At 54.2% G+C, this 26,633-nt stretch carries 22 protein-coding genes; 6 read left to right on the top strand and 16 right to left on the bottom strand.

The genetic code is table 11. The annotated features are described in order from the left end of the window. The 3 genes from WCI03_04980 to WCI03_04970 form a co-directional block, all read right to left on the bottom strand. Positions 1–1,655, bottom strand: a 1,655-nt coding sequence (locus tag WCI03_04980; GenBank protein ID MEI8139205.1) for a M28 family peptidase, incomplete at its 3' end; no start/stop codon positions are given. Further along, positions 1,652–4,267, bottom strand: coding sequence for a DUF6785 family protein (locus WCI03_04975; GenBank protein ID MEI8139204.1), 2,616 nt, complete (start codon positions 4,265–4,267; stop codon positions 1,652–1,654). The genes WCI03_04980 and WCI03_04975, both read right to left, overlap by 4 nt. A gap of 315 nt (positions 4,268–4,582) precedes the next feature. Next, a complete protein-coding gene (locus WCI03_04970; protein MEI8139203.1) occupies positions 4,583–5,833 on the bottom strand; it encodes a tagaturonate epimerase family protein in 1,251 nt (416 codons plus the stop codon). 388 nt (positions 5,834–6,221) lie between these two features. Between WCI03_04970 and WCI03_04965 the strand changes: the two genes are divergently transcribed. Next, the gene (locus tag WCI03_04965; GenBank protein MEI8139202.1) at positions 6,222–7,325 is read left to right on the top strand and encodes a hypothetical protein; all 1,104 of its coding nucleotides are present in this window, start codon (positions 6,222–6,224) and stop codon (positions 7,323–7,325) included. Next, positions 7,322–8,452 (top strand): phospholipase D-like domain-containing protein, encoded by a 1,131-nt coding sequence (locus tag WCI03_04960; protein MEI8139201.1) that lies wholly within the window; start codon positions 7,322–7,324, stop codon positions 8,450–8,452. The genes WCI03_04965 and WCI03_04960 overlap by 4 nt, the downstream gene beginning before the upstream one ends. Before the next feature lie 3 nt (positions 8,453–8,455). On the opposite strand, the gene WCI03_04955 is transcribed toward WCI03_04960, so the two are convergent. After that, entirely contained in the window at positions 8,456–9,577 is a 1,122-nt protein-coding gene (locus WCI03_04955; GenBank protein MEI8139200.1) for a glycosyltransferase family 4 protein, read from the bottom strand. Between the two features lie 105 nt (positions 9,578–9,682). On the opposite strand from WCI03_04955, the gene WCI03_04950 reads away from it, so the two are divergent. After that, positions 9,683–11,137, top strand: coding sequence for a radical SAM protein (locus WCI03_04950; GenBank protein ID MEI8139199.1), 1,455 nt, complete (start codon positions 9,683–9,685; stop codon positions 11,135–11,137). Between the two features lie 97 nt (positions 11,138–11,234). On the opposite strand, the gene WCI03_04945 is transcribed toward WCI03_04950, so the two are convergent. From WCI03_04945 to WCI03_04930, 4 genes are all read right to left on the bottom strand, one after another. Further along, complete coding sequence (locus tag WCI03_04945; GenBank protein ID MEI8139198.1) at positions 11,235–11,567, bottom strand: XRE family transcriptional regulator; 333 nt, start codon at positions 11,565–11,567, stop codon at positions 11,235–11,237. A gap of 422 nt (positions 11,568–11,989) precedes the next feature. Further along, a complete protein-coding gene (locus tag WCI03_04940; GenBank protein MEI8139197.1) occupies positions 11,990–12,874 on the bottom strand; it encodes an HAD hydrolase-like protein in 885 nt (294 codons plus the stop codon). Positions 12,875–12,965: 91 nt separating this feature from the next. After that, entirely contained in the window at positions 12,966–13,094 is a 129-nt protein-coding gene (locus WCI03_04935) for a PIN domain-containing protein (protein ID MEI8139196.1), read from the bottom strand. 9 nt (positions 13,095–13,103) lie between these two features. Further along, positions 13,104–13,358, bottom strand: coding sequence for an Arc family DNA-binding protein (locus WCI03_04930; GenBank protein MEI8139195.1), 255 nt, complete (start codon positions 13,356–13,358; stop codon positions 13,104–13,106). Between the two features lie 270 nt (positions 13,359–13,628). Here WCI03_04930 and WCI03_04925 point away from each other — a divergent pair, with 270 nt between their 5' ends. Genes WCI03_04925 through WCI03_04915 form a run of 3 tightly spaced genes read left to right on the top strand, consistent with a single transcriptional unit; the run spans position 13,629 to position 16,624 of the window. Next, the gene (locus WCI03_04925; protein ID MEI8139194.1) at positions 13,629–14,693 is read left to right on the top strand and encodes a 3-oxoacyl-[acyl-carrier-protein] synthase III C-terminal domain-containing protein; all 1,065 of its coding nucleotides are present in this window, start codon (positions 13,629–13,631) and stop codon (positions 14,691–14,693) included. 9 nt (positions 14,694–14,702) lie between these two features. Next, on the top strand, positions 14,703–15,887 hold the full coding sequence (locus tag WCI03_04920; protein MEI8139193.1) for an NAD(P)/FAD-dependent oxidoreductase: 1,185 nt from the start codon (positions 14,703–14,705) through the stop codon (positions 15,885–15,887). Positions 15,888–15,889: 2 nt separating this feature from the next. Beyond that, positions 15,890–16,624: a ubiquinone/menaquinone biosynthesis methyltransferase gene (locus WCI03_04915; protein MEI8139192.1), complete on the top strand. Its 735-nt coding sequence runs from the start codon at positions 15,890–15,892 to the stop codon at positions 16,622–16,624. A gap of 125 nt (positions 16,625–16,749) precedes the next feature. On the opposite strand, the gene WCI03_04910 is transcribed toward WCI03_04915, so the two are convergent. The 8 genes from WCI03_04910 to WCI03_04875 all read right to left on the bottom strand — a co-directional run bounded on the left by WCI03_04910 (position 16,750) and on the right by WCI03_04875 (position 26,552). Further along, on the bottom strand, positions 16,750–17,298 hold the full coding sequence (locus tag WCI03_04910) for a hypothetical protein (protein MEI8139191.1): 549 nt from the start codon (positions 17,296–17,298) through the stop codon (positions 16,750–16,752). Beyond that, positions 17,276–18,274, bottom strand: coding sequence for a cytochrome d ubiquinol oxidase subunit II (locus WCI03_04905; protein MEI8139190.1), 999 nt, complete (start codon positions 18,272–18,274; stop codon positions 17,276–17,278). Before WCI03_04905 ends, WCI03_04910 begins: the two co-directional genes overlap by 23 nt. Before the next feature lie 3 nt (positions 18,275–18,277). Further along, the gene (locus tag WCI03_04900; GenBank protein ID MEI8139189.1) at positions 18,278–19,588 is read right to left on the bottom strand and encodes a cytochrome ubiquinol oxidase subunit I; all 1,311 of its coding nucleotides are present in this window, start codon (positions 19,586–19,588) and stop codon (positions 18,278–18,280) included. A gap of 105 nt (positions 19,589–19,693) precedes the next feature. Continuing rightward, positions 19,694–20,425 (bottom strand): SprT family zinc-dependent metalloprotease, encoded by a 732-nt coding sequence (locus tag WCI03_04895; protein MEI8139188.1) that lies wholly within the window; start codon positions 20,423–20,425, stop codon positions 19,694–19,696. Then, a complete protein-coding gene (locus WCI03_04890; protein ID MEI8139187.1) occupies positions 20,425–23,553 on the bottom strand; it encodes an HsdR family type I site-specific deoxyribonuclease in 3,129 nt (1,042 codons plus the stop codon). Before WCI03_04890 ends, WCI03_04895 begins: the two co-directional genes overlap by 1 nt. 49 nt (positions 23,554–23,602) lie before the next feature. After that, positions 23,603–24,316, bottom strand: coding sequence for a hypothetical protein (locus tag WCI03_04885; protein ID MEI8139186.1), 714 nt, complete (start codon positions 24,314–24,316; stop codon positions 23,603–23,605). A gap of 104 nt (positions 24,317–24,420) precedes the next feature. Continuing rightward, a complete protein-coding gene (locus WCI03_04880) occupies positions 24,421–25,113 on the bottom strand; it encodes a four helix bundle suffix domain-containing protein (GenBank protein ID MEI8139185.1) in 693 nt (230 codons plus the stop codon). Further along, entirely contained in the window at positions 25,110–26,552 is a 1,443-nt protein-coding gene (locus WCI03_04875; protein ID MEI8139184.1) for a restriction endonuclease subunit S, read from the bottom strand. Before WCI03_04875 ends, WCI03_04880 begins: the two co-directional genes overlap by 4 nt. Between the last annotated feature and the right edge of the window lie 81 nt (positions 26,553–26,633).

Genomic DNA, 26,633 nt, shown 5'->3' with positions numbered 1-26,633 from the left:
GAATAGAGGTCCAGATTCAGCGTAAGGGTTCGCTCATAAGAAACCAACAACTTCCGCAGTTCAATGGTATCAGCCAGTTCCTTGATGCGCTGACGATGATACTTACGCAGTGCTTCAAAATATTGAGTCGCTTTAGCTAGATACCCCCACGAGCCAAACTCAGGCCGCTCCGCCAGGGTTAATACCGGCAGGGACATCATGTTTCCCGACACATTATCCTTGGTCTGGGCGGCAATGTAGGCCTGAAGCAAGGGATGCGTATTCTCCGTCATCGCCCGCTCCGCGTCCGTGGCCTTCAGCGCGTCAAACCCCTCTCGGAAAATCGGTTTTCCCGCCCTGAAATAGGCCAGCTTGGCGGTGATCACATCTTCCCGACGCTCCAGGTTAACCTCGCCAGACACCACTTTCATTCCAGACTCAAACCAATTCCGGAAATCAGCCTCCTGCGTCAGACGTTCCTTCAGGCGAGTTCCTGCGCCCGCCTCGCTTCGGGCCAGTTCGCCACAAAAAACCAAAGCGCGTTCGGCATAGTCGAGACGTCGACGCTCTTCAACTTGCCGCTGCTCCAAGGGCTTGTAGTCACGCCGTTTCTCGGTGAATTTCTCTACTGCATCCATTAATCGGCAGACGCCAGTCAATGCCTGCGCATGCCCGGCTGTGGCGGCAAAAATAATATCGCGGTCCAATTCGCCCTTATACTGCCCTAGCGCCTGAGCCAGCTCCAGCAACGCCACCAGCGACAGCGATTGTTCCGCACCTGGCGCCAGTTCAGGAACGACCGAACTGCTGTCATAATAACTATTCAGAATCAGGGCCTCGCGGCCGCCCCCCTTCCCCCGCAGCAAACCAACCACATTGCGAGCCCGCTTGGTCTTCCACGCGACCTTGGAGCGAATCGTCACGTCCTGACCACTAAACTTTTCAATCGGACCGCGCGCCACGAACCGGGGGTAGGCCATGTCGGCCGCGCCCAGCATGCTCGCCCATGGGGCCGCCTGATCCGGATCACTCCGCATCGCCTTGGCAACTTCATCCTCGCGCACCACCAGAGCCCGCACCCCGACCCCTGCCAAGGTGGGCCAGGAACCGGCGGAATCAAGATAGGTCAAAACAATCGTCTGCTTCGGATCATTCCCTGCCAGCAACGTCAAATCTGCACTCTCTGTCTCAACCAAGCGCGCCCGGATGCCTTCCGGAGGCACATTCTGCGGCACCAGACCGGAAGGTTCAAAGGGGTACAAGGTAACACCCGGCAAGGGCTTCCCGTCGGCACCCAGGATCTCACAGAACTCAGTCTCAGGTACAACCACCTCAAACTCCTGAGTGCGCACCTCAAGACCCGCCGCCGCAAAGGTATCCCGGATCAAGGTCTCGGTACGGTAGAACCCCGGACTACCTGTCAGACGTCCGATTTGCCGTTCACCCGGCTTCACGCCGGCGTCCGCAATACGGGTCACTGTTTTTTGCAAATTAGTTTCTGATAATTGGCTCAAAAGCCGATCCTCGGAATAGTTCCGGACAAAGGCCGCACGATGCGTTCGCTCAGGAGGCTGGGCAAAGAGCACAAAGAAGGTGATTAATCCCAACCCCGCCGCCAGAAAAAGAATGGCAACGATCAGCTGGCTTCCCAATGATTTGATTCGGGTTTCGCTCATGGTATTTTCGAGTAAACTTCGGTTACACCCTGGACTCGCAGGCAAATGCCCACAACGTCAAAGACAACTATCGACGCAACGCAGCCTAGGAACATTCCCACACAAAAAGGAACCAGGCCCCGACGTATGACATGCGCTCCCCCAAGACGGAAGAGCACCAAGCGGGCCAGCCACGCCAGAAAGAGGACAAACCAGGATCCCTTCATAAAGTAACTCGAAGCCAGAACATATCCGATGGGATGGAACGGAAACCACATGAACTTCATCCGCAGAAACGCCACCGCCCCCGTAATCCCCGCGCCAATCGTCAACCCCTTGGCATCCATATTCTGTGCGACATTGAACGGAGCCAACTCCGGCGTTTTACCAAGGGTGCCTACCGCAAAAGCGCGATCGGCATCAGCCTCTCCAGCACGGAAACTATTGAAATACCAATTCTGCCCATAGGGCCAAGCGGTTTTAAGGCTGTTACCGCCGAATCCGTAAAGCCAGCAAAGCAGCACAAAACCACCGATCAGCAAGCCACCCAACACCCCGAGCGTTAACCCTGCACCCACATCACGCGGCCGCACTTTGAAATGCCGACCCAGCTCCATCATTTCCACCTGCACCGGCGCGATCAGCAGAAACACCGAGGTACAAATGAAACCACTGGCCAGCGAGGCCATCAACATCCCCGTTGATTGGAATACCGCAAACCCGCCCAACGCAGTCATAAACTGGATTCCCATATACGGCGTCAGGTAGCCGAAAGGGGCGCCACATTCCGCACGGATCTTACTCGCCGCGAAGCCACAAATTAACATGTAGCCAAAAAATAAAAGACTGGCCTTGACGCCCATCTCCGTCCAAACACCCCAAAGAGCCAGTGTCGCCAATGATGAAATAATCAATAAAACGGCCTGCCGATAGGACACCACTTCATCCTGCGAACTGGCATCTTCCCCGGGTTTGCCCCGTCCGACCACCATGCGAAAGACTCGCGCCAGATGATGCCGTCCGACAAACACCGCCAAAAGAGCGTACCCTATGAAGGCCCCCATCGCCTGCTGGAACTCCCAGGGATATCCCGGATACCTGGTCAGCGTGAAGGCTTTCCCGAACAGATGCCATAATTGGAATAATATGAAAAACGCCCACAGCGAAAAAAGAATGTCCGTCTCGATCAGCAAGGCGATAGCCAGCAAACACAACGATAGTCCTATACCTGTTCCAACCCCAATCCCCACATTCTGCAAAAAGGCCTTGATCACCGGACTGGTGAAATATTCGCCAAAGGTTGCAACATTAAAAATGGGCGCCGGACACTGGGGGTAGTAAAACTGGATACCCTTTAACAACGCCAACACAAGCCCGACCGTAAATCCGGCCCACAGAATCCGGTTTCGAAAAACAGTGCGATAGACCTTTCCTTCCGGCGTCACCGTCTCTTCAAACAAAGTCTTGGGAAGAATCGTGAGGGGAAACGTAAAACGCTCAAACTCTACCCACTGCTTGCGCATCAACACATTCATGCCAAGGAAGCCGATAAACAGACCTAATACTAACAACCCCCAAGTCATTGCAGGTTGCATCCATTGTCGCAAGGGAATGTACCCCGTTATCAGAAATTTGAGACCAGCCCAGCTGAACATATTGTCGGGCCGGACCACCAGAAAATCGCGCTCACTGGGATCCAGATTAGCCAGATTCGACTCCGTCACCAGCCGTCGTCCGGCATAAGCACCCTCAACGGCCTCAACATTAAAGAACTGCATGTCCTGCAACGCGAGAGCCCCCTCCCCAGTAAGCGTGACGGCAAAATTCAGTTTGTTTTTGAGATCAGAAGGAATTTTGACGGGATTGAGGCCGACCCGCTGAAACCCGCCTGGAAAAGCGAAGGACGGTTGGGTCACATCCGCACTGACCAACAGCGTTTGGACGACCCCGTCATCAGCCTGCATCGTGACAAAATAGCTGGATCCTTTCGTGAACCCTTGCGCCCGAACCAACATGGAGAAAAGGCAACTCTCGCCGGGAACAAGCACTTGTTTGCCCTTTTTGTCATAACGGTTGATTGACCATTGCAGCGCGGTACGCGAGTCAGCGGCAGTGCCATTGGACAACACCGGGCTCGTCCGGATCTGCTTGTCCTTGATTGTGGCGTCTTCCCACCCGAGGGCACCTCCCCCGGTATGCGTGAATCCGGTCAGCTTGTCCTTAAATTGGCCATTCACGCAAAGATTGTCACCATGCGGCCAAGCGATCAGAGGCAAACTATCATACGTCTTGAAATCCTGATTGTGAGGCACGGCGGCAACCAAACCGAAAATCCGATGCCACATCCCCTGGGTCATGAGCGGCGCGGCCAACACCAGGGCGGCATAAATAACCACCAGTTCAGCAGCCACCAGGCGCAGAGGACGGCGGATCTTATAGAGCACCGCACAAATCAACAACAACACACCTATTACGCCCACCGCACTATTCGGGGGCGAATTCTCCGCCAAGGGCCCACCATAAGTATTATATAATTCTTCGTATTGTATCCAAATGCCCATCAACAGCATGGACACAATGGCCACAACGAACGACCGGATGGTCAGACCTCTTGTCGGTTGGCTAGGAACCATATTCAGCTTATGCTCACTTTCATAACACAGAACTTTTTCGACCGTTACAGCCGCAAATCACAGGGGGGCCATGCCCACCATCCGGTTTAAGAACGTAAAAATATAAAGCAAGGCGTGTGCCAGTACAAGCAAAACTGTTTGAATATCAGGTGATATAAGAGAGCCTAAATACATCATTCATAGAACCAGACTACGCAAAATCAATAGAATTATTTTTTGCCTCTGATTGGTCTGGAACAATAAATGAATGGCACCATTGTACTCTCTTGTGCACATAATTAAAACGGAACTGCATTCTCTTGTATGCGCCTTCTCCTACCCGACAAATACCGGCTGAATATGTTTGTTCCAGAGATTATCGGTCACCAGGGGGGCAATCCGGTCGGCATGGGCTTCCAATGCTTGCGTATAAACAGTGCCGCACTCTGCCGCCACTTTATACCCCACATGCAAGAGCTGACGGAAGTTGGGATTGAATAACTTGTTTGCCGGGTCATGCCGCAAGGCGGCCGCAAAATCTTGTCCCGTCCACCCTGCCACGACCTGCGGCGCAGGGAGATCCGACTTATGAATTTCGATCACCGTTGCGTACGGGGCACAAAGTTCATCAAACCGTCCATACGCCTTCTCATAAATCCCTGCCGCCAGCTTCAAGGCATCCCCCCCAGCCAAAGCCAGGCCAGCCACCTCTTCCAGCCAGGTCGTCCCGGCCGTTTTCAAATGAACCCCTGCCTGATGTTTACGCAACAACTGATGGATCGGACGATACAAAGAAAACTTGTCACTCCCGGAATGGACGCTCAGTTTCAGCGAGGCCGGCAACCCGAACTCCGCCACCGCCATCGCCAGGACGCTCAAATCGGCATCAAATTCACGGGTGAACTGCGCCACATCGCCCACATAATCGACGCCTTTATTAAACCGCCCACTGAACTTTGGCGCCAGCGTCTGCACCGGAACACCCTCATGCGCTAGGGCGCCCAGGATAAAAAACAACTCTGCAGGGGTTTGCGGCTGTAAGGACTCATCCATGGATACTTCCGTTACAAACTTACCACGCCCCTTCGCCTCCTCAATAAATCGGTAGATCTTGCCCGCTTCCTGGACCGCTTTGAGATATCGGCATGCAACCTCCTGTAGAAATGGCAGCGTGACCTCGAGCTTCATCTTACCATCCGGCGAGGCAACCGTTCCGACATATCGGCTGAAGACCGCCACAAACTCCGCTATCGCATCAGGATCAGCGGCTTCCCCGATGAAGTCCGCCACATCCAGTGTGAAGAAATCACAAGGCGCAATGAAGCCGGCCACCGTTTTCAAGCCGATATGATCGGCATCGACCAGCCACGGGCCAGTCCATTTCCGCTGCCGAACCGCGGACTCGGCCGCCTGCCGGGCATTTTCCGGCTTGGTCCCGATGGTGGTATGTTCACGATTTGACTTATTCCAGACCGGTGTAATATCAACCTGCTGCGCCCGGGCAAGTTCAAAGGCCTGCAATTGCGCCGCACCCTGATGCCCAAACCGATCCCCAATCCCCATTGAATATTTTTCCAGTTTCATCATACTCCCCGTAATAAGACGTTGCTCGATAAGGTATTTTCGAGCAACGTCTAAAAGTTTTTTACTCAGCAATTTAGCGTAAAATCCGCTTATTCCGCTTGATTTAGCGTGGCGCAACATGTTAAATATTAACTATTTATGATCAATAATGAGTTGACGATGAAAACATGTGCTACACAGTAAAAGATAGGCGAAAACATTCACGGCGGCAACCTGTTTCTTCCGGCTCCAAACACCGCCGGGTGCGATTGCAAAATATTGTACTCGCCCCGACTTCAGAAGCCAGAATTCAGGTCGCGTTATCAGCGAGATCCCCACGGTGTTTATTTCAGGATGGCATTGACCGTTCTCTGAGCTTGTCTTACAGTCAGCTTATCAGGAGACGTTCTCAATGCCTTATCCACAATTTGACCGTAGTAAATTGCTCATTAAGTCGCTCGCACAGCGCCCCAACAAACTTGCCATTGAGCAGGATCATGTAAAGCCAGACCAGGCCCCCACCCCACTGACGGCCACGGCCATGAAGTTGATGCAGGAGACGGTGACGCGGATTCGCTCGGCCCGTCAGACGGGTAAACCCGTGGTCATGGCCTTTGGCGCCCACACCATCAAAAACGGACTTTCCCCCGTACTGATCAACCTGATGGAGAATGGCTGGATCACCCATCTGGCAACCAACGGCGCGGGTATTATTCACGACTGGGAGTTTGCCTATCTCGGCCAGAGTAGTGAGGATGTTAAAACCCATGTCGCCCGTGGGGAGTTCGGCATCTGGCAGGAAACCGGCTTCTATATCAACCTGGCCATTGTCATCGGTGCCTACGAAGGACTCGGCTATGGAGAGTCAGTCGGCAAAATGATCGAGCGGGAAGGGCTGATCATTCCGGCACAAGAGTCCCTGATAGGGGAAATCAAGAACATGATTGTGAGCGAAGACCGACTGGCGGCAGCAGTGGATCTTTTAGGGACTATCCGAAAATTCAAGTTAACCCCCGGCCCCCTGGCCATACCCCATCCCTTCAAGGCCTATAGCGCCCAGGCAACGGCTTACCGGCGGGGAATCCCGTTTACCGGCCATCCCATGATCGGGCATGACATCATCTATAACCACCCGATGAATCACGGGGCAGCCATCGGACGTACGGCCCTGCGGGATTTCATGTCATTCACCCATTCCATCAGCCAACTTCAAGGCGGAGTCTACCTGTCCATCGGATCCGCCGTCATGTCCCCCATGATCTTTGAGAAGGCGCTCTCCATGTCGCAAAACCTAGCCCTACAGGCAGGCCAGCCGATCAACCGGCATTTTATTGTCGTGGTGGACCTTGCTGAATCCACCTGGGATTGGCAAAAAAACGGCGAACCGCCCAAGGATAATCCCGCCTATTATCTAAGATACTGCAAAACCTTCAATCGCATGGGTGGCGAAATGCATTATCTGTGCGCCGATAACCGGGATTTTCTACTTACGCTCAGCCAACTATTAGCGACATGAATTCACCGTATCAGTGGTATCAGACTGGCAACACATTTTATCGGGCTCTACTCACGGAGATCGGAAAAGCCAAAGAGTCAGTCCTGCTGGAAACCTATATCTTTGACGCGGGCTATCCTGGCGACGATATTCATGATGCCCTCCTGACCGCCCTACGGCGAGGAGTAAAAGTCAAAGTACTGCTCGACGCGTTCGGCTCCATGGATCTGCCTTCCGACTACTGGTCGGCCGTGATCATTGCCGGGGGCGAAGTGGCCTTCTTCAATCCCCTTTCGCTAAGCCGTATCGCCCTCAGGAATCACCGGAAACTTCTCGTCTGCGACAACAAAGTCGCGTTCGTCAGTGGCTTCAATATATCCTCCAGCGAAACGGGCGACGGGATCACCCACGGCTGGCGGGACCTGGGGCTGCGCCTTAATGGCATGGTGGTTCACGATCTGACCTCTTCGTTTGAGCGGATGTTCCGTGTCGCCCAATTCAGACACAGACGACTTCCCCGCCTGCGATTAAGACGGCCCCGGTTCCTGAATCGGACGCAGGATAAGCCCCTCCCCGTACTTCTGGCCAGTGGGCCAGGTGGCCTCGACAATACCATCAAGCTCATACTTCAAAGGGATCTCCAGCATGCCCGTTCCATCCGGATCATTTCCGCCTACTTTCTCCCCACCCGCCGAATTCGAAATATCCTGATCCATGCCGCACGGCTGGGACGGGATGTAAAGATTATCACCGCCGGTAAAACGGATGTGGCGATCGCCCGCTATGCAGGCCGTGCCCTCTATCGCCGTCTCCTGAAAGCCGGGGTGACAATTTTTGAATACAATGCTCAGATCCTGCACACAAAACTGATTGTGGCCGACACTATGGTGTATGTGGGCTCTGCGAATCTGGATACCCGGAGCCTGAGCATCAACTACGAATTACTGGTCAGGATCAGGGATGGGAATCTGGCACAGGAGGCCCATGAAATTTTCCAGGACTATCTGCCCCATTGCCGAAAAATAGACCCGGCCACCTGGGGGCAAGCCCGGGGCTGGTGGGAAAAACTCCTCGAACGCATCTCCCACTTCCTCCTCGCCCGCCTCGACTTCATCCTGGCCAGCCGCCAGATATCGAAGATGAGGTAGGGCTCACACCACTTCCTCGTACTTCCGCTCCATCTTATCGAGACAGCGCTTCATGTCAAAATCCCGGATACGCGTCAGGGCCTGTTGACGCAGGTGCTTCATGAGGCCGGGATCATCCAGCAGGCGCAGGGTAAGCCGGGCCATCGCTTCCACATCGCCCGGCACAAAGAGCAGGGCATCTTTTTCGTGGGTTAGTATTTCGCCCTGGCCATCCGCCATAGAGGCCACACAGGCATTCCCCACCGCCATGCCTTCAAACAGCGTACTGGGGGTTCCCTCCTGATGACTCGGAAAGAGCTGGATATCAAAACATTGAATCACCTTAACCACATCATTCCGGTACCCCAAAAAGGTAATGCGATCCGTCAGACTGTTCTCCTTCACCCAGTCACACAAAACGTCTTCATAGTGGCCATTCCCCAACACCCATAAGTAGACATCGCTTCGCTTTTTTAACATCAATTGCAGAGCTTTAAAGGCGTCCAGATGTCCCTTATGACTTTCCAGCCGCCCCACCACGCCAAGAATTTTATCGTCAGGCTTACGGCCCTGTTCGACGCGAAACGACCGGCCCCACTCCGAATCAGCCTTGCGAATCTGCTCCAGGGGAATCCCGCTATAGAGTGTCTCGACGATCGCAGCCGGAATATGGCGCTTCTTAACCGTAAAGGTACGAGTGGATTCAGATACCGCATAAGCATAACGGGTAAAGTGGCCCAACACCCATTCCACTGGCCGTTGGAAAACCGGAACCGTTCCATAGTTGCAATGTTCGTGAACGATCACCGGCTTGCGAAGTAGAATCCCGGCAATCCGGCCCCAGGTAGAGGCGCCATACCCGTGAACATGCAGGATATCCACATCGGCCCGCCGCATCAGTCCAATCAGCTTAATCAGGTTCCGGGGATCCATTTTTCCATAGCCAAGATAAAGCGGCTCGATGCCAGCTGCCTTCAACCGCCTGTCCGCCATCTCGCTGGGCCCTTTCCGACTGCACAACAGCACCCGGAACCGCGTGGGATCAAAAGCGGGAATCCAGAGCTCAAACAGGCGGGACACCCCATGAAAGGACACCTGTCTGTCACCAAAATGCTCGCACAGGTGAAGTACTGTGATTCTATTCATTCAACCTGCTTCCCCTTCATTTATCTTGTTGCCGCCGCCGTGACAGAATATATTACCAACGCTTTTTGCGTGGATTACATTCAACGATTACACGGGCTTATACCAATGAAGTGTTTATTTGTCTATAAAACGGCCTCGCTTGATATCACAGACCCCATGGGGATCATGTGCTTAATCGCCAATGTCAAAAAGCATGGGCACGAATCAGACCTGTTCCTGACTAATTTGGAGCCAAACCTGTTCAAGGCGGTTGCGGAGTACAAGCCCGACGTGATCGGCTTCTCCGTCACCAGTGGCTCGGAGCCCTACTACCTGGAATTGATCCGCCGTCTTCGCAAACATGCGAAGTTCATCTCGATCCTGGGTGGTCCGCATCCCACTTTTTTCCCCGAGATCATTGACGAGCCTGAGGTCGACATCATCTGCCGCGGCGAAGGGGACGATGCCATTGTAGCCTTGTTGAACAAGATGCAGGCGGGCGAGGACTATTCCATGCTCCCCAACCTGTGGGTCAAAAAGAACGGCGAAGTGATCAAAAACCAGATCATGCCCTTGAATCACTCTCTGGATTCTCTCCCCTTCCCCGACCGGGCCTCTTTCCTGAAGTATTACGCCTACGCCCACAGCAGCGTGAAACACTTCCTGGCTGGCCGCGGCTGTCCCTATGACTGCGCCTACTGCTTCAACCACAAGCTGAAGAAAATGTATCGGGAAGAGGCCAATGAGACGCAGTATTGCCGACTTCGCAGCGTGGAGAATGTCGTTCAGGAGTTGGAAGAGGTCCGGAAGAACTACCCGCTCAAGATCGTCTATTTCCACGATGACCTTTTCATCATGAATCGGGTCTGGCTCAAGGAGTTCGCCGAGGTTTACAGCAAGCGAGTTGGCCTACCCATGATCTGTTATGTTCGTGCCAACCTCGTTAACGAAGAGGTGGTCAAGTCGCTGAAGCTCGCCAACTGCGTGACCATCGCCATGGGAATCGAGAGCGGGAATGAGGAACTCCGCAAGATCGTGCTTAACCGAGACATGACGAATGCTAAAATCGTTGAAGCAGCGGATTTGTTCCATAAATACGGTATTTCCATCATGACCCAGAATATGGTTGGGCTACCGGATGAAACGGTTGAGAACGCTTTCGAGACCATTGCGGTCAACGCGCGGGTCAAACCCGCCTACGCCTGGGCGTCCATTTTCCAACCTTACCCCCGCACCGCGCTGTGGCATTACTGCGTCAAAAAAGGCTATCTGGATGCGACCCACAAGCAACACGCCTCCTATCAGGTTGAGTCGCCCATCAACAAGGGCCAGACCAAGCGCGAGTTTGAGAACCTGCACAAATTCTTTGCGCTCTGCATTGAGTTCCCCTCCCTGATCCCCCTGGCACGCCGCCTGATCAAATGGCCTAACAATATCCTCTACAATCTCATCTATCGCGGATTCAAGGGCTATACCCATATCTTCCGCCTGAAAATGAGTAGCGGCGAGTTGGGCTTCTTTGTCTACCTCTGGGGCATCATGCTGTACAAGCTGCGCCGGGCGATAGGGCGGACGTACTGAGCTTCGTGCCGACGCTCAGTTAATGGTTATTCAGTTATTTGTTATTAGGGATTTCCCCACCAATAACCTTTATCCATTAACAGATAACCCTTTCACCTCACGCGTGTTGACGGGGCACTTTGGTCATTTTTTTGAATTGGTTGATCACAACCTCACCCTCCGGAAAAGACGCCACGATCCGGAGATTCCCGCCCATTGCGGAAAGAAATTTCCTGAGCGTACTGATATACATATCCGATTGATGCTCAAGTTTTGAGATGGCTGCCTGATTCATAGATAGGGTTTGGGCTATCTGTTGCTGGGTCAATTCCATGGCCTGCCTGACCTCCTGCAAAGCCATTTCCCCCGAAATATCCGCAATCCTCTTTTGGATCCGCGCCCGACTTTCGGCGGACAATGTATTTACCAACTTTTTGAAAGGCTTTGACATAATGTTATTTCTCCCGCGCAAGTGCCATCATATGTTTGTGATAAATCTTATCCACGATCGGGACGAACTCCTCGTACCATACTCTCCCACCACTCCCCAAACTCATCCGAATATTCGACCACCCAACTCATGAAGATATCACCTTCTGGTTATATAGCCAATAAGTTATTTTATTAGCTGACACTCACTCCTGCGCAAGCCCGAACTTCAAGATTAAAACGCAAGACACTAATATTTGTCTATAGTATAGTTATGAGATATGCAAAAGCTGTCAACTCCTGGTCGTGAAGCAACTTCGATGACAGGCAGTCAATCGGATTTTGGTTCCGGTTAGGCTGGGCCAGGAGCGCCCCGTGGGACCGGGACTACCCACCGAAATCAGCGACGAACCTGAAAAATGCATGCACGTTTAGCTCGCGATTTTAACCCCACCTCGGGGTATCCGGCAGCGCGGCATCAAACTCTTTTATCAGCGCGGCTTCATACTGGCCCTTGTAGGTGCCAGCCCAGAATTTTTCCAGGGATTCGGTCAGGAACCGCTGCCAGGAAGCCTCTTCTTTGCCGGGAACAATCGGAAAGAAACAGATACCATTCTCTGCCGCCGCCCGATAATCGCCCTGGGCATCACCAATCATCATGATTTTATCAGCAGGGTATTTCCCCTTGGCCGCCAAGGCAATGTGCTCCGTCTTGGTGCCATGCTCCTGCCCGGCAATTACACGCACGAACTTGATCAAGTCATGTTCCGTCCACTCCCGCTCAAGCGCCTCCAGGGGCGTCTGGGAAACAACCATGATGTCGGCCTGAGCAAAGGCTTTCTCAAGTGACTCCCGCACCCACGGAAAAGGTTGCACCCCTTTGACAACCGCTTCAATGGTCGCATCCACGGCCTCTGACCAAGCCAGCACATTCCGCAGTTCGAAATCACCCGTTTTTTCTACCAGTGCACGCAACACACTCTTGCTAAGCTGAGACCCCTCTTGCACCCATTTTCGCAGGCGCTTGAGATCGGGCACTTTTACGCCCTGATCAATGACTTCCCTGCGTTTGGACAGCCAGCTCAAAACCGAAAGAATAGCGGGATAACGGTTGCTACCCCGCTCCTTGGAGTACAGATTCACAAACTCTGTTGCCTCCTTCGCATAATCGGCAATCGATTCTAGTCCGAAAAACTTGATGTTATTCGGCAAAAAGCACTGCTTCTGCTTGATCTCCATGGTGTCAAAGGCACACCCATCGGAATCGATTCCAATAAAAAAGCCGTGTCCGGGCCTGAAATCTATTAGCTCTTTAGCATAACTAGTCATAAGTTGATAAAATTTCCCAGAAGTTGCCCCATCCTGTAAATCCTGTCTATCCATGTTCGAGACTTTGATTATGGTATCCGGTTATAGCGGATCAGGGAACATCCACAATAAGACCTGGAATAGTCGCAAAGTGGGCATCATAGGTAATCAGGCTGGCACCAAGTTCAAGAGCCGTCGCGGCAATCCAGATGTCGTTCGTGGGGATAGGCGCAGGTATCAATGCAACGCTTCATTTCCGCCACAACTCCTCATCAATTTTCGAGAAATCGGCTGTGGCGCGTTCAAAGTCATCCAAATCCGGTTTCTCCCATGAACCCACGAAAGCAGAAAGATCGCGTTTGCGCCGGGGATGTGCATCTACCCCAAAATACCGCTTTAACGCCTGCACAACAGTGGCATTCATGCTTTGGTGATTCTCTTTGGCAGTGGCAACAATATACTCCACCACCTCATCAGGCACATGCCTCAATGTCAGCGCTTTCATGGAACCTTCCTCTCAAATTAGTGATGTCGCCAGTAATGTCAAAACGACATCACTATTGACATTATCAGTGTATCAGACTGCTTCTAGCATTCAAGAAGGTAATTCAAGACCGCAGTCTCGAATAATTTCACCTGTAACAACTATTTAGGCTGATAATCCGCTGGCCGTCTTCCCTGGACACACCATGGAGGCGTGTTCCACCCCTCGCGAATCTTGACAAAACTGACCACGCCTAGGATAGTTTCAGCCATTCAGAGAAAGACGCGCCTTATGCAAACCATCCTTCGTGTTCCCGCCACCGCCAATCCTCCTTTCTACGTAACACAACAAGACGCCTATGAATTCTATGTTTCCCATTTCGCACTCACCCCGGAAGAGCAAACCCTCTACCATAAGCTTCTAATTGATGGCCCCATTCAAGGGCGCTATTTCGGATTGGATTGCGCAGAAGACGCCTGCGAAACAAATCCCGACCGACTAAACGAGCGTTTCGTCAAATTTGCCCGCCAAACCGGCGCGGCGGCAGCAAGAAAAGCCATTACCGAAGCCGGCCTGACGGTGCATGATCTTGGCGGCGTGGTGGTGAACACCTGTACCGGTTACTTATGCCCGGGCCTGTCATCCTACCTGGTGGAAGACCTCGGACTCCCCAGTACCGTCAAAACCCTGGATATTGCCGGCATGGGCTGCGGCGGAGCCTTACCCAACATTGATACCGCCTCGGCATTACTGGCGGCCAATGACGGACTCCCCTGGCTAAGCGTCGCGGTGGAAGCTTGTAGCGCCACCCTGTTTATGGGCCCCGACCCCGCCCTGATCGTCAGCAATTGCATCTTTGGAGACGGGGCCGCCGCCGTCATCCTCCAAAACGAGTCAACCCTTTCAAAAACCGCAGGCTTGATGCGCATTCTGGGCAGTACCTCCAGCATTCACCCTAAATACCGCGAGCAACTTCGCTACCGGCAGGAACAAGGTCGCCTTCGCAATGTGCTCACCACACGGGTGCCCGTCATCGGCGCAAAACTCGCCGGCGAGGCCCTGAACACTCTACTCACTCAACACCAACTCACTCGCGAGGATATCTCCTGGTGGGCGGTTCATGCAGGCGGCACAGCGGTACTGGATCAAGTTGGACGCGATCTCGGACTGGACGCCAAGGCCCTACAATATTCACTGAACGTCTTCCACACTTACGGCAACATGTCGTCACCCTCTGTCTTGTTTGCTCTCAAGCAGATTATCGAACAAGGCCAGCCAAAGCCGGGTGACCGCGGCGTATTGCTCTCGTTCGGGGCCGGTTTCTCGGCCTTCGCCATGCTGGTCGAATTTTTGTAAGACCTCACCATGACCGATCTTCCTAAAGCTTATGATGCCGATGTCATTGTGGTGGGGGCCGGCCCTTGCGGCTCATTCCTGACGAATCTGCTGGGACAAATGGGCCTATCCTGCCTGCTCCTCGAAAAACGTTTAGACCTCGCCTCCTCCTCGATGGCCATCGGAGTCATGCCGCCCTCCCTTCAGCGTTTGCATCATCTTAACCTGTCCGAATCAGTCATTCAGGCCGGCTGTCCCGTCACCCATGCCAGCATCTTCTCAGAGAAATCCCTGCTGGGTAGTCTGGATTTGAGCGGCCTGCCACCGCCTTTCAATTACGTTCTCTCAGTCCCTCAAAGCGCGTTAGTCCGAATTTTGCGCGACAAACTCCGAGCCTGGCCTCAAGTGCGCCTGCTGCTCGAACAGGAAGCGCAGTCGATCACCCAGACTCCGCATGGAGTATTGCTCGAAACCAGCAACAGCGCCGCAGGCACGACCACCACCTTATCGGCACGTTTTGTGATTGCCTGCGACGGAAGTCGTAGCCCGGTACGCACCTACGTGGGAATCCCCTGTCACGGAAAAATGTATGCGACTTTATTCATGATGGGTGATTTCCCTGAAACAACCCCATGGACTGGTGAAGCCAGACTCTTCTTCACCCCGACCGGCTCAATTGAATCGTTCCCGCTGCCGCAGGAACAACGACGCTGGGTCATTCAGGCGAAGCCCACATTGGCAAATGCAACGGCCCTTGTGCAACGCGTCGAAGAAGTCACCGGCATTGCCCTTGAGGCCAACCAAGCGCAATGGGTAACCACCTTCACGCCGGAACGCCGACTGTGTCGCAATTATTTCAAAGGCCGGGTAGCACTCTGCGGTGATGCCGCCCATGTGATGAGCCCCATCGGGGGCCAGGGTATGAACACCGGTCTGGCAGATGCCTGGCATCTGGCCGCTGTTCTCAAACGACTCTGCGAAACTGGCGAGCCGCCCGAGCGGCTTCTGGGACGATACGAACATTGCCGACGTCGCGCCTTTCGTGTCGCCGCCAATCGGGCCGCCTGTGGCATGTGGCTGGGCACTCGCAAAGGACTCAGATCCGCATCCCTGCGTAGCGCATTTGTCCGCCACATCCTTTTCGGCACCTCACTGCGCCACCACCTGGCACCCTATTTCGCCATGCTGACCATCCCAGACACCAATCCGCTTTAACCATGCTCCACGAATTTCTATCACAGATGCGAGAGGATCTGGCTGAGCCCAACCGGACCCGGAAACTCAACAGGGACCTTTTCACCTTAATCGCCCCACAATACGATCACGCCACCCGCTTTCTCTCTCTGGGCCGTGATGCCTGCTGGAAAGATCAACTGGTTGCGGGACTCCCCAAACTGCCAGCGCCTGTCTGCCTTGATCTTGCCTGTGGTACCGGCGATCTTACCCGGCGACTCGCCGCACGATATCCGGCCGGCACCGTCATTGGCCTCGATCTGACGGAAGCCATGCTCACTCAGGCACAACAACATGGCCAACCTCCGCAACTGCGCTACGTGGTCGGGGATATGGGCCACACCGATCTGAAAAATAGTTCAGTCGATATTGTCACCGGAGGCTATGCGTTACGAAATGCGGGCGATTTACGTGAAGCCATACAGGAAATACACCGTGTCCTGAAGCCAGGCGGCATCGCTGTATTTCTGGATTTCTCAAAGCCTGCGAACCTCTGGCTTCAACACATCGGACACACCCTTCTCAGGGTCTGGGGAAGTATCTGGGGCTGGATTCTGCATCGCGATCCCCGCGTCTATGCCTACATCGCCGACAGTCTGGCGCGCTACCCGGATCGTCACCACCTAGCCGTTCTCTTTCATGAAGCCGGCTTTGTAAATCTCAAAACCCGCCACGCCTTCCTCGGCCTGATCGAATGCCTGACAGTGGAAAAACAGTAGGCAGTGGGCAGTGGGCAGTGGGCAGTGGGCAGTGGGCAGAAAAAAAATTAATTACTGCTTACTGTCAACTGTTTACTGTCCACTGCCTACTGTTAACTGCTCACTGACTACTGACTACTGACTTCTCACCCAGGGAAACGTGAATTCAGCAGGCTTACGCCCCAGAATCCCAGAATAGAGGCACACACCATGGCGATCGCACTCAGCACGGCGATGAGCACCAGTGGCAGTGGATTGCACAGGACACACACGAAAACGCCACAGGTGAGCACAAAGAAAACTGCGCCCAGCACCATTTTTTTAACCAACAAGGGTGTCTTGAACTTCTTGAAGCGGGTTTTTCCATCAAACAAGCCGGCGGCAAAGGCGACGATGACCGTCAATGGCAACGCGTAACCCAGCACCGTTATCACGGTCGTAATCCGCTCAAGCCAACCTGGCTTCAAAATCAGCGCCAGCAGGGAAAGAACCAGAATGGTGGCCGTATAGGCCTGGGTGAAATGAACCAATATCGGATGGATATCGAGGGCCAGCAAGAGTTTGCGCCGGTCAGAGATCCGCTCATCGTGCGGAATGAACATGACAGCCTTCACGCCGCAAGCAGGACACACGGCACCCAGCTTGCTCTGCGCCATGATATATCCACATGATTTACAAATGACCATTTGTTGCATCGTTACTCTCCTTTTTCACGAACACCCGATACGTAAAATAACTATAGGCTATAATGATGGGCACCAGAATCAATCCCATAACCAGCAAAAGTTTTAACGTTGATAATGGCGCAGCGGCGGAAGTGATGGTCAGACTCCACTCGGGATGATGACGGGCAGGCAACACAACCGGATACAATGACGCCAGAATAAGAACCCATAACCCTGTGACATTGATACAGGAAAACCAAAAGGGCCACCCTTTACGGCCCAATAACAACCGGCCGCCGATCACACCACCCAGACAAAGCCCTCCCCCCACCCATGCCAGCGGTTGCCTCATGGCATGTGGCAGGAACACAACCCAGGCGGCAATCAGTACCACGCTTGCTCCCATCAGGCCCCACCAGACCTGCCCCGCAATCTTCTGCAGGGCTTTAGCCGGATCCTGCTTGAGCGCATACGTCACCCCGTGCCACAGCACGACCACCAACCCCACCAGACTAAACAGAATCGGGAAGGCCGAAAGGTAGTCACCCGCTTTCGAACTCAATTTTCCCGGCCCCTCAAAAGGCAGTCCCTGGAGAATGGTCCCGATAAAAAACAAACCCAGAAGCGTCACCAGAAAACTGCCTGCGGCGGCAATCAGATGACACATACGCTGGTGCTTGAGATCATGATAGGAATACTCCAGCGCCATGGCCCGCAAGATGAGCCCGACAATCAGGAGCAAAAAGGGGAGATAAATAGTGCCCAACAACAGCCCCATCACCGCCGGAAATGCGCCAATAACAAACCCAGCTCCTATGACCAGCCATACCTCGTTGCCATCCCAAAAGGGAGCAATATGCGATACCAGGCGAGCGGCTTCCCCCTTGCCTCGGGCGAAGGGAAGCATCATCCCAATGCCAAAATCAAATCCGTCCAGGATGGAAAATAAATAGAAAAACAGAATGACGAGAAAGAACACACCATTCTGATAAAATGATGAATCCATAATTTATCCTACCTTTGGCCCGTTGTGTACGAGCTTCTTTACGGATACAAATGTCAGCACCGTTATCACCAAATAAACCAAAGTGATGCCCACAAAGGACACACTCAACTGCCACAGGGGCAACGTGATTGTTGAGGCATTCGCCGTTCGCATGACGCCATAGATAATCCAGGGCTGGCGTCCGATCTCAGTCCCAATCCACCCTATCTCATTAGCCAAATAGGGAAGCGGAATCAGCCAGGGCAAAAGCAACAAATACCAGCGAGCGGTATAAAGCTTTTGGCGCCACAGCAGAAACACCCCGAGAGCAGCGACCGCAATCATGACCACCCCCAGCACGATCATCAGATGGAATGTGGTGAAGATCACATTCACCGGTGGCCAATTCTCGCGAGGGAACTCCTCAAGTCCTTTCACGCGCCCCATCGGATCACCTGACTCCAATAAACTCAACACATAGGGCGCGCCCACGGGAAAGTGAATCACCTGATTCTCCTCATCAGGGATCCCGAATAACAGCAATGGAGCTCCATTAACCGACTTAAAGATCCCTTCATAAGCGGCATCTTTTTCGGGATTATTTCCCAACACCTCCATGATATGGAAATGCCCCAGAATCGGCTGGGACACCGCCAGCACCAACGCAAGTGGCAAGGCGACTGACAGTAGCTTTTTAGCAAAGGCTTCATGCCGGGAACGGGCCAAATAATATGCGGCGATCCCCGCCGTGAAAAAGGCGCCCACCAGCCAGGCCGCCGTCACCACATGCGCAAAACGGATCAGGGTCGAAGGGTTGAACAGCGCCTGACTTAAACTTGTCAGCACGACGCGGCCATCTTCCAGGGCGTAGCCTGCCGGAGTTTGCAGCCAGGAGTTGGCCGCCACAATCCAGAAGCCGGATAGATGCGCCCCGATAAATACGAGCACCGCCGACAGCCAATAGACGAAAGGAGACACACGATCACGCCCGAACAAGAGGATTGAGATAAAGGCGGATTCGAGTGCGAAGGCGGTAATGGCCTCCACCGAAATAAGGGCGCCCAGCACCGCACCGGCATATGTGGAGAAACGGGCCCAGTTCGCGCCCATCGAAAAAGGCATCATCAACCCGGTCGCCACCCCTGCCACAAAAATCAAACCTAGCAGCTTCACCAGAAACGCAGATATGGCACGATCCTGATTCTGTCTTTTTACAATGTAAAGTGTCTCAAAAATAACAATGAACAGCGTCAACCCCAGTGTCGTAATGGGAAACAAATAATGAATTCCAATCGAAACTCCAAATTGCATCCGCGAAATCAATAGTTCGGTCATACCCCATATCCTTTACACAACACATCCTCCACCCCTTTTTGCCCGAGGAGGAAAAATCAATGTGGATAAATTTACACCGCAATAGAATGGATTGCCAACAGGAAATTAGGAGGCGTCAAGCCGCCGCACTCCAAATTCATACCGCACCGGCAAGCGGTTAAGGATGTCCCGGTAATGCTGCCATTTGGGCATAAACTGATCCATCAATTTGACAAAGTTTGCACAGTGCGTCGGTTCCAACAGGTGAACCATCTCATGCAGGACAATGTAGTCAAGGCACTCCCTGGGCTTTTTGGCGAGTTCGGTGTTCAAGCGTATCGTCCGGGCCCGGGGGTTGCAACTGCCCCACTTGGTTTTCATGCGTTGCACAAAACACCGCTCCACTTGCACACCCAGTAACCGCTGCCATTTGGCAACCAAGGCGGGTAACGCGGCCTTAAGCTGCTCGCGATACCACGCGTCAAGAACTTCCTGCCTGCTGGCCTGATCCCGCTCCGGCCGCACCTGCATCATCATCCGGTTATGACTCAATACCACCGAGGGCACCGAATTTGCCTCAATGACCTTCAACAAGTATCGCCGCCCCCAGACGTAATGACTTTCGCGATTAAGATATTCACGTGGTGCTTCCCGCTCCTGCTCCACCAATTTTTCAGCCTGCCGCCGGATCCAGCCGAACTTGGAGATGGCAAAAACGCGGAGGGCATCAAGACTCAGACGGGTAGGCGCCGAGATCGTCACCCGCCCGGTCGGCGGATGCACGCTGAGGTGAACATTCCTGATATCCTTCCAAACCACGTCGACGGCAACATTCCCCAGCTGGAGCTGTGCTTTCATCAGTACTCCGGCTGGGCAACAATGATGCGGAAGATGCGCTCCACCTCGCTCATGTCATTCCCCAGTAGAGGTAGCAACGCGGCCTTGATGACATTCTCTTTCGCGCGGTTGCCGCGGAAAGCGTTCGGGCGGACCCGGCGCACGGTATCGTCAATCCGGATGACACGCTCAATCAACTGATGCACCCCATCGGTCCCAAATAACGACAGCGGATCGCGTCCTACTGTAGTAGCCGCCGTATCGGCGGCAGTCCCCTTGAGATCCAGCATCAGGTTGTTATAGAGGGCGCGTTTGCCGGGGGTGTTCAGCTTCGCCGGTGTGTCGTCCGCCTGGGCGGCCTGAACTTTCCGGGCGAGGTCGGCCACCCGTTTCAGAAATTCCTCGTAACTGATCCGCTGCGTCTTGAGGTCGGCGAGAATCTCGCCCAGCAACGCCGACATGGTGTCGTAGAAGGCGGGATCGTTCAGGTGTTCCTTGATAATCTTACTGCGCACGTTATTGGCGATGGTTTCCGCCACCGCATTTCGATTGCCACGGATACCCTCGGGGAGACTGTTGATGGCTTCGGCAATGCCGCTCTTCACGATCAACTCCAGCAGCCCGATCTCCCCGAAATCGGAAATCTTCCGCGGCTCGGCGGCCTCAATGTAGGTGTCGATCAGATGCCGCATATCGGCCTCATAGGCCTTGAGATCGATGGTCTCACCGCTGGCCTGCCGGATACTGTCTCGCAGTTTCAACGTCCGGTCGAGGTCCTGCTTGATCTGCGCGATACGGGCCGCAGTATAGCCGGCCTGCGGCAGGTCATCGGCAATATTGGCGTAGGCCCGCACCAAGGCGGCGGATGCTTTGTAGAGCGCGACGCGCTGCGTTTCGTGCTTCTTAAGATCATCGGGATTCTCGGTATTGCCACAGAAATAGTGAATGTGTTCCAGCACGCCCCTTGGCGGCTGAACCGGGTCGCAGAGCAGGCTAATGGCTTCGAAGGCCTGGTCAAGCCGCTCCCGGCCTTTCTTGAGGCGATCCTGCAACAGGACTTCCGGACTTCCAACACCGGCGCTGTGATCCAGTTCGGAGGTATACACGGCGATGGCGCCCTGCACTTTTTTGAACAGGTCTTTGTAATCCACAATGTAGCCGAAAGGCTTGTCATCGCCATCCAGCCGGTTCGTGCGGCAAATCGCCTGAAACAGGCCGTGATCCTGCATGGACTTATCAATGTAGAGATAGGTGCAAGGCGGTGAGTCGAAACCGGTGAGCAGTTTGTCCACCACAACAAGCAGGCGCATGTTCGCCGGCTCTTTCTTGAATAGTTCCTTCACCGCATCCTCATAGGTCTCGGTCTTGGTCTTACCGGGTCTGGCGTCCACATCCTCCAGCAACGCGGTGTAGGTATGGTAAAGAAACTGTTTCTCGGTCTCGGTGTTCGCGCCGGTCTCCTCCAGCGTGACATCCTGCGCCTGCGGGTTGTAAGACGTGACGACCGCGCACCGGCCTTTGAACACGGTCTTCTGGAACAACTCAAAGTACTTGCACGCCTCATAGATGCTGGAGGCCACCAGCATGGCGTTGCCGCGTTCACTGGACAGACGCGGCTTAACGCTGAAGTCGAAGACGATGTCGCTCACCACGCGGTCCATACGCGAGCGGGAGCTGAGCACCTTCTGCATTGTGCCCCACTGTTCGCGCAGCGCCGCCTTCTGCCAGTTGTTCAGCGCCTTCGTCTTGGCCTCAAACCAGGCGTCAATCTTGTCCTGTGAGCCGAGACTCTGCTCGATGTCCCGCGCCTCGTAAACCAGATCCAGCACCACCTCATCCGCCACCGCCTCATCGAACCGGTACGTATGAATGTAGCCGCCGAAGACTTCCAGACTGGTCTGCTTATCCTGCTTCAGCAGCGGCGTGCCCGTGAACCCGATGAACACCGCGCCGGGCAACATGGCCTTGATCGTCTTATGCAGTTTGCCGCTTTGCGACCGGTGACATTCGTCCACAAAGACGAACAACTCGCCAACCGCCGGACTGGGCTGCTTCTTGAGTTCCTCGATGAAGGCATCGAAATCATCCACGCCCTTTTTGCCGAACTTATGAACCAGCGAGCAAAGCAGACGCGGCGCGGCCCGCCCCAGTTGCGCCATCAGGTCCTGGCCGCTACTGGTGCGGTAGATGGTCTCCCCGCTGTCGGCAAAGACGCGCTCGATCTGTTTATCCAGTTCATCGCGGTCGGTAAGGATGAGTACCCGGGCGTTGGGCTTGTTTTCAAGGATCCACTTGGCCAGCAACACCATCACGATGCTTTTCCCGCTCCCCTGCGTGTGCCAGATGATTCCGCCCTTGCACGCCTTGACGTGGGCCTGAGACGCCTTGACGCCGAAATACTGGTGGACCCGCGGCAGTTTCTTGATCCCGCCGTCGAAGATCACGAAGTCATGCATCAGTTCAATAAGCCGGTCTTTGCGGCACATCTTGAGCAGATACTTGTCGAGTTTGAAGCGGGTGTCGTCCGCCTCGTCTTCCTTCCATTTCAGGAAATATTTCTCTTCGGTCTTGATGGCGCCATAGCGCAGACCCTCGGAATCGTTGCCGGCGAAGACGATCTGCACGGTGGCAAAGAACCAGGCGTTGAACTCCGGCTGCTGATTGGAGAGCAACTGGCGAATGCCGTCACCGATCGAGACGTGGCTGTTTTTCAGCTCGATCACCGCGACGGCGATGCCATTGACGTAAAGGACAAGGTCAGGACGGCGCTCCAGGTTACCGCGCAGTGTCACCTCCTCGGCAATGGCGAAGTCGTTTTTCTCCGGCTGCCGCCAGTTAATGACATTGACGGAATCGGTGACCTTGCCGGCCTCGACTTTTACCGGCACGCCGTAACGCAGCAGGTCATAAACCGCCTTGTTGTTATTGTAGAGGCCCTGGGTGGGATTATCCGCCGCCTTGTGGAGCAGGAAAATGGCGCGACTGATTTGTTCCGGCGCATAACCCGCCTTGGCCAGGTAGTCGGTCAGCAAATCCTCCTGGATGTTACTGTTGGCGGGGTGGTCCGCCCAATCGCCAAGATAGCGATAGTGGAGTTCATCACGAAACAGGGCGATCACCCGATTCTGCGTCTCACGTTCCGTGTTCATGAATTTCCTTAAAATCCAGTCAACTGGACTTTTTATAACATGCTATTTTTCAACCATTTACGACACTATTTTTCGCGCCACTCCCTGATCTGGCGCCGCCGGAAGCCTGTCCGGACGACGCCGTGGTGTGATCGTTGTTGAGGATTTCGATCGCCTTATCCAGATACGAGATCACTTCCGGCGGCATGCTCGCAAGCTCGGCAGCGCGTCTGCGCAGGAGTCGGAGTTTCGACAGATAGGACTTGAGTCCTGCGGCCGCCGTATTCTGCCGCTGGAGGTGTGGCTTGAGGTCGCCTTCCCGCAACTGCCCTTCCATGGCTTTCTTCTGCAATCCCTCCAACGTGGTCCGCGTCGCCGGCTTAAGATCTTTTTTTGCAAGTTCATTCTCGATCCAGATCAGGTCGCCGGCATCGGCTAATTCAGGAATGAACCCTTCCGGCTTGGGTTCGAGCCACTTCGGGTGGAACTCGACCATCCAGTCGTGGACCTGGAGGTATTTGTAGAGGGAGGATCTGCCGAGTTGCAGCCGTGCTTCGGCATAACTTTCGATATCGGGATGTTTCAGGGCGGTGTAGAGCTTTTCATCCCGCACCCGGGCGAGGAGGATGCCGATGCGGATATAGGCAATGCGGGCATTCTTGAGGTTGCCCTTCAGCAGCCAGGTCACCTCCAGGGCCGCCTGGGTGGGAGTCTTGGGCTTCGGATCCGTTTTCACGGCCGGGGTGCTCTTTTTAGTACTCTTTACAGTCTTGCGTTGCGCCATGCGGTTCTCCTTTACAGTTATAACGATGTTGCCGGCCAATAACAGCCGAATTCATAGGGGACATATGGGACGGAGGGGATAAATGGTAATGAGGGGGGGGGATATCATGATGGGCGCGTGCCTTTGCACGCGGGAAAACCAGAACAGCCCCAGAAGGCATTGCCTGCATTTTTCCCCTGCCGGGCCGTGCGTTTTCGCATGGGCTTGTTACAAAGTGGGCAAGCGGGAGCGTCGGGTTCAGGCGGGGTCTGCTGGTCACGGGCCTCATTCCGTGCCTGTGTCATGCGTTCGCGGATGCCACCCTCTTTGAGAAAGGCCTGTTCCAGTTCCCGGATTTGCTGATCGAGCAGGTAGCAGGTCTGGGTACAAAGGCAGACCATGACGTTTCCGACCATTTCCGGGTCATCGCTCTCCACATAATTCTTATAGGTCTCATACGTCGCATCATTATTCCCCAGCGCCCTCAGTGCCAGCATACGAGGGGCGTCCTTGGGCCAGATCGGCAGGGCGCGCAGGCGGAGGAAATCCTTATAGTCTTCCAGGAGTTCACCCAAACTGGCGCGGGCCACATTGGTCAGGTGAACCTCGGTCTGCTTGGAGGTGGCGGCGGCAAGGCTGCCTTCGACGATGTTCTGCTTGCCGGACCGGGCAGATTGCTCCATTTGGTCGCGAGTCCGCGACCCCGCACGCACCCAGCGCTTCGCCAGGTAGTAGGTCGCCAGAAAGATGATGAGAGACTTCCGGTAGCTGTGAAGATTCTCAAAGCCACCATGCGGAGGAATGAAGCCCTTGCTCACGCGGCACCTCCCCGTGCTTTATGGGACACAGGTGCCCCATGTTTTATACGTCCCATTTCTTCAATATGTCTCATTTTTCCCTTTTGTTCCCCTCCCGCACCCAGCCTGATCCTCCCCGTCAGCAGCTCCTGCATCATCCCCTGCTTGAGGGCGCGGGTCTTCTCCCGCCTCTGCTCCAACGCCGCCAGTTCCGTATCCATGTCGGAGAGCACACCGGCGATGGCGGTTTGTTCGGGGAGGGGGGGAATGGGAAACTCAAGAGACTCAATACTGCTCGGCCTCAAATTGTTGATGCTCGAACCTGCGAGCAAGTTATTGATGTAGTCGCGGTATCGTCCAGTCTGGAAAAGATAGAAAACAAAAGAGGGATTCGTTTCATTGGGGTTCGTGCGAAAGCAACCCATGAAAGCGCCGAATGTGTATTCGTATCCATCGATCACCCTGAACAAACCAGACTTACCAACAAGGGCCTTGCTGCCGTTTGCCATACAAATAAGAATGTCATCTTTTTTGAGCACTTGGAGCAATGTCACTCGTGCAGCATTAACGAATTGAACATCTTCAGTGACGACGACAGCATCCTGAACGTTGTTCGACCGAAGCAGTCGCTTCGTACGAGTCGTATCGCGATTAGACAGATCACTGTCTCCTTGGTAACTAACACCGCGAAGGCACTTGCCAACCTCCCCCAGCCTCTTCACCTCCCACTCCCCTTTGAACCCAGGGAGGCGGGTTTGGCCGGCTTGCCCCGCCCGTGGCGGGGTAAGGAGTTGCTGCATGGTGGCCTGTTTGAGGTCGCGTTTCTTGGCAATGAGCCGGTCCAGTCCGCACAGTAGCGCATCCACATCGCTTAATGCCTCGGCGATGGCGCGTTGTTCGGGGAGGGGAGGCACGGGTATCGGAATTTCCATGAACTTCTCACGGGGCAGGTGCGCGATGCTTGTCTGGGTTACGTAGTTTGCAAGGAGCCCACGCTCAGACCATAGACGCAATAGCGCCGCCATGAGCCTCGAGTCGAAGCCACGTAAAGCACGCAATCGGTGGATCGCTTTTTGGTAGTAGCATTCGTCAATCGGAGCATCCCATATTGCAGCGCGGCCAACTTCACCGCCTTCGCACACAAGAAGGTCACCTTTTCTCAAGCGAAATCTTTCAATATCGGCGCGTGTCATCGGGACGTTCGGCAGGTCGCTAATATCGATTCGATCCCACTGAACTGCCCTGTTACCAAGATATGGCTTCGACACGCCAAAATTCTTTTCGGAGTCGAGCATCTTACCGAGTTTGATTTCAAACTCACGACCCACGGAGGAAACCTCCCATTCCTCCGGGATCACGCCCACGTCGGTCTGTTTGTAGCCGGGGGGGATGGGGGGGGAGCCAAGAGTGGACAGTGGGCAGTGGGCAGTGGACAGTGGAGCGGCGAGTGGTGAGTTCATGGGCGGCTTTTGGGGAGTTGACGGAGAAAGGGCGCGAATTGAACTATCCGGAAATTCCGGATAGTTGTCCCTCTGTTTAAT

The organism is bacterium, from assembly GCA_037143175.1.
Taxonomy (GTDB): Bacteria; Verrucomicrobiota; Kiritimatiellia; order CAIKKV01; family CAITUY01; genus JAABPW01.
This window is presented reverse-complemented; position numbering and strand designations above follow the sequence as displayed.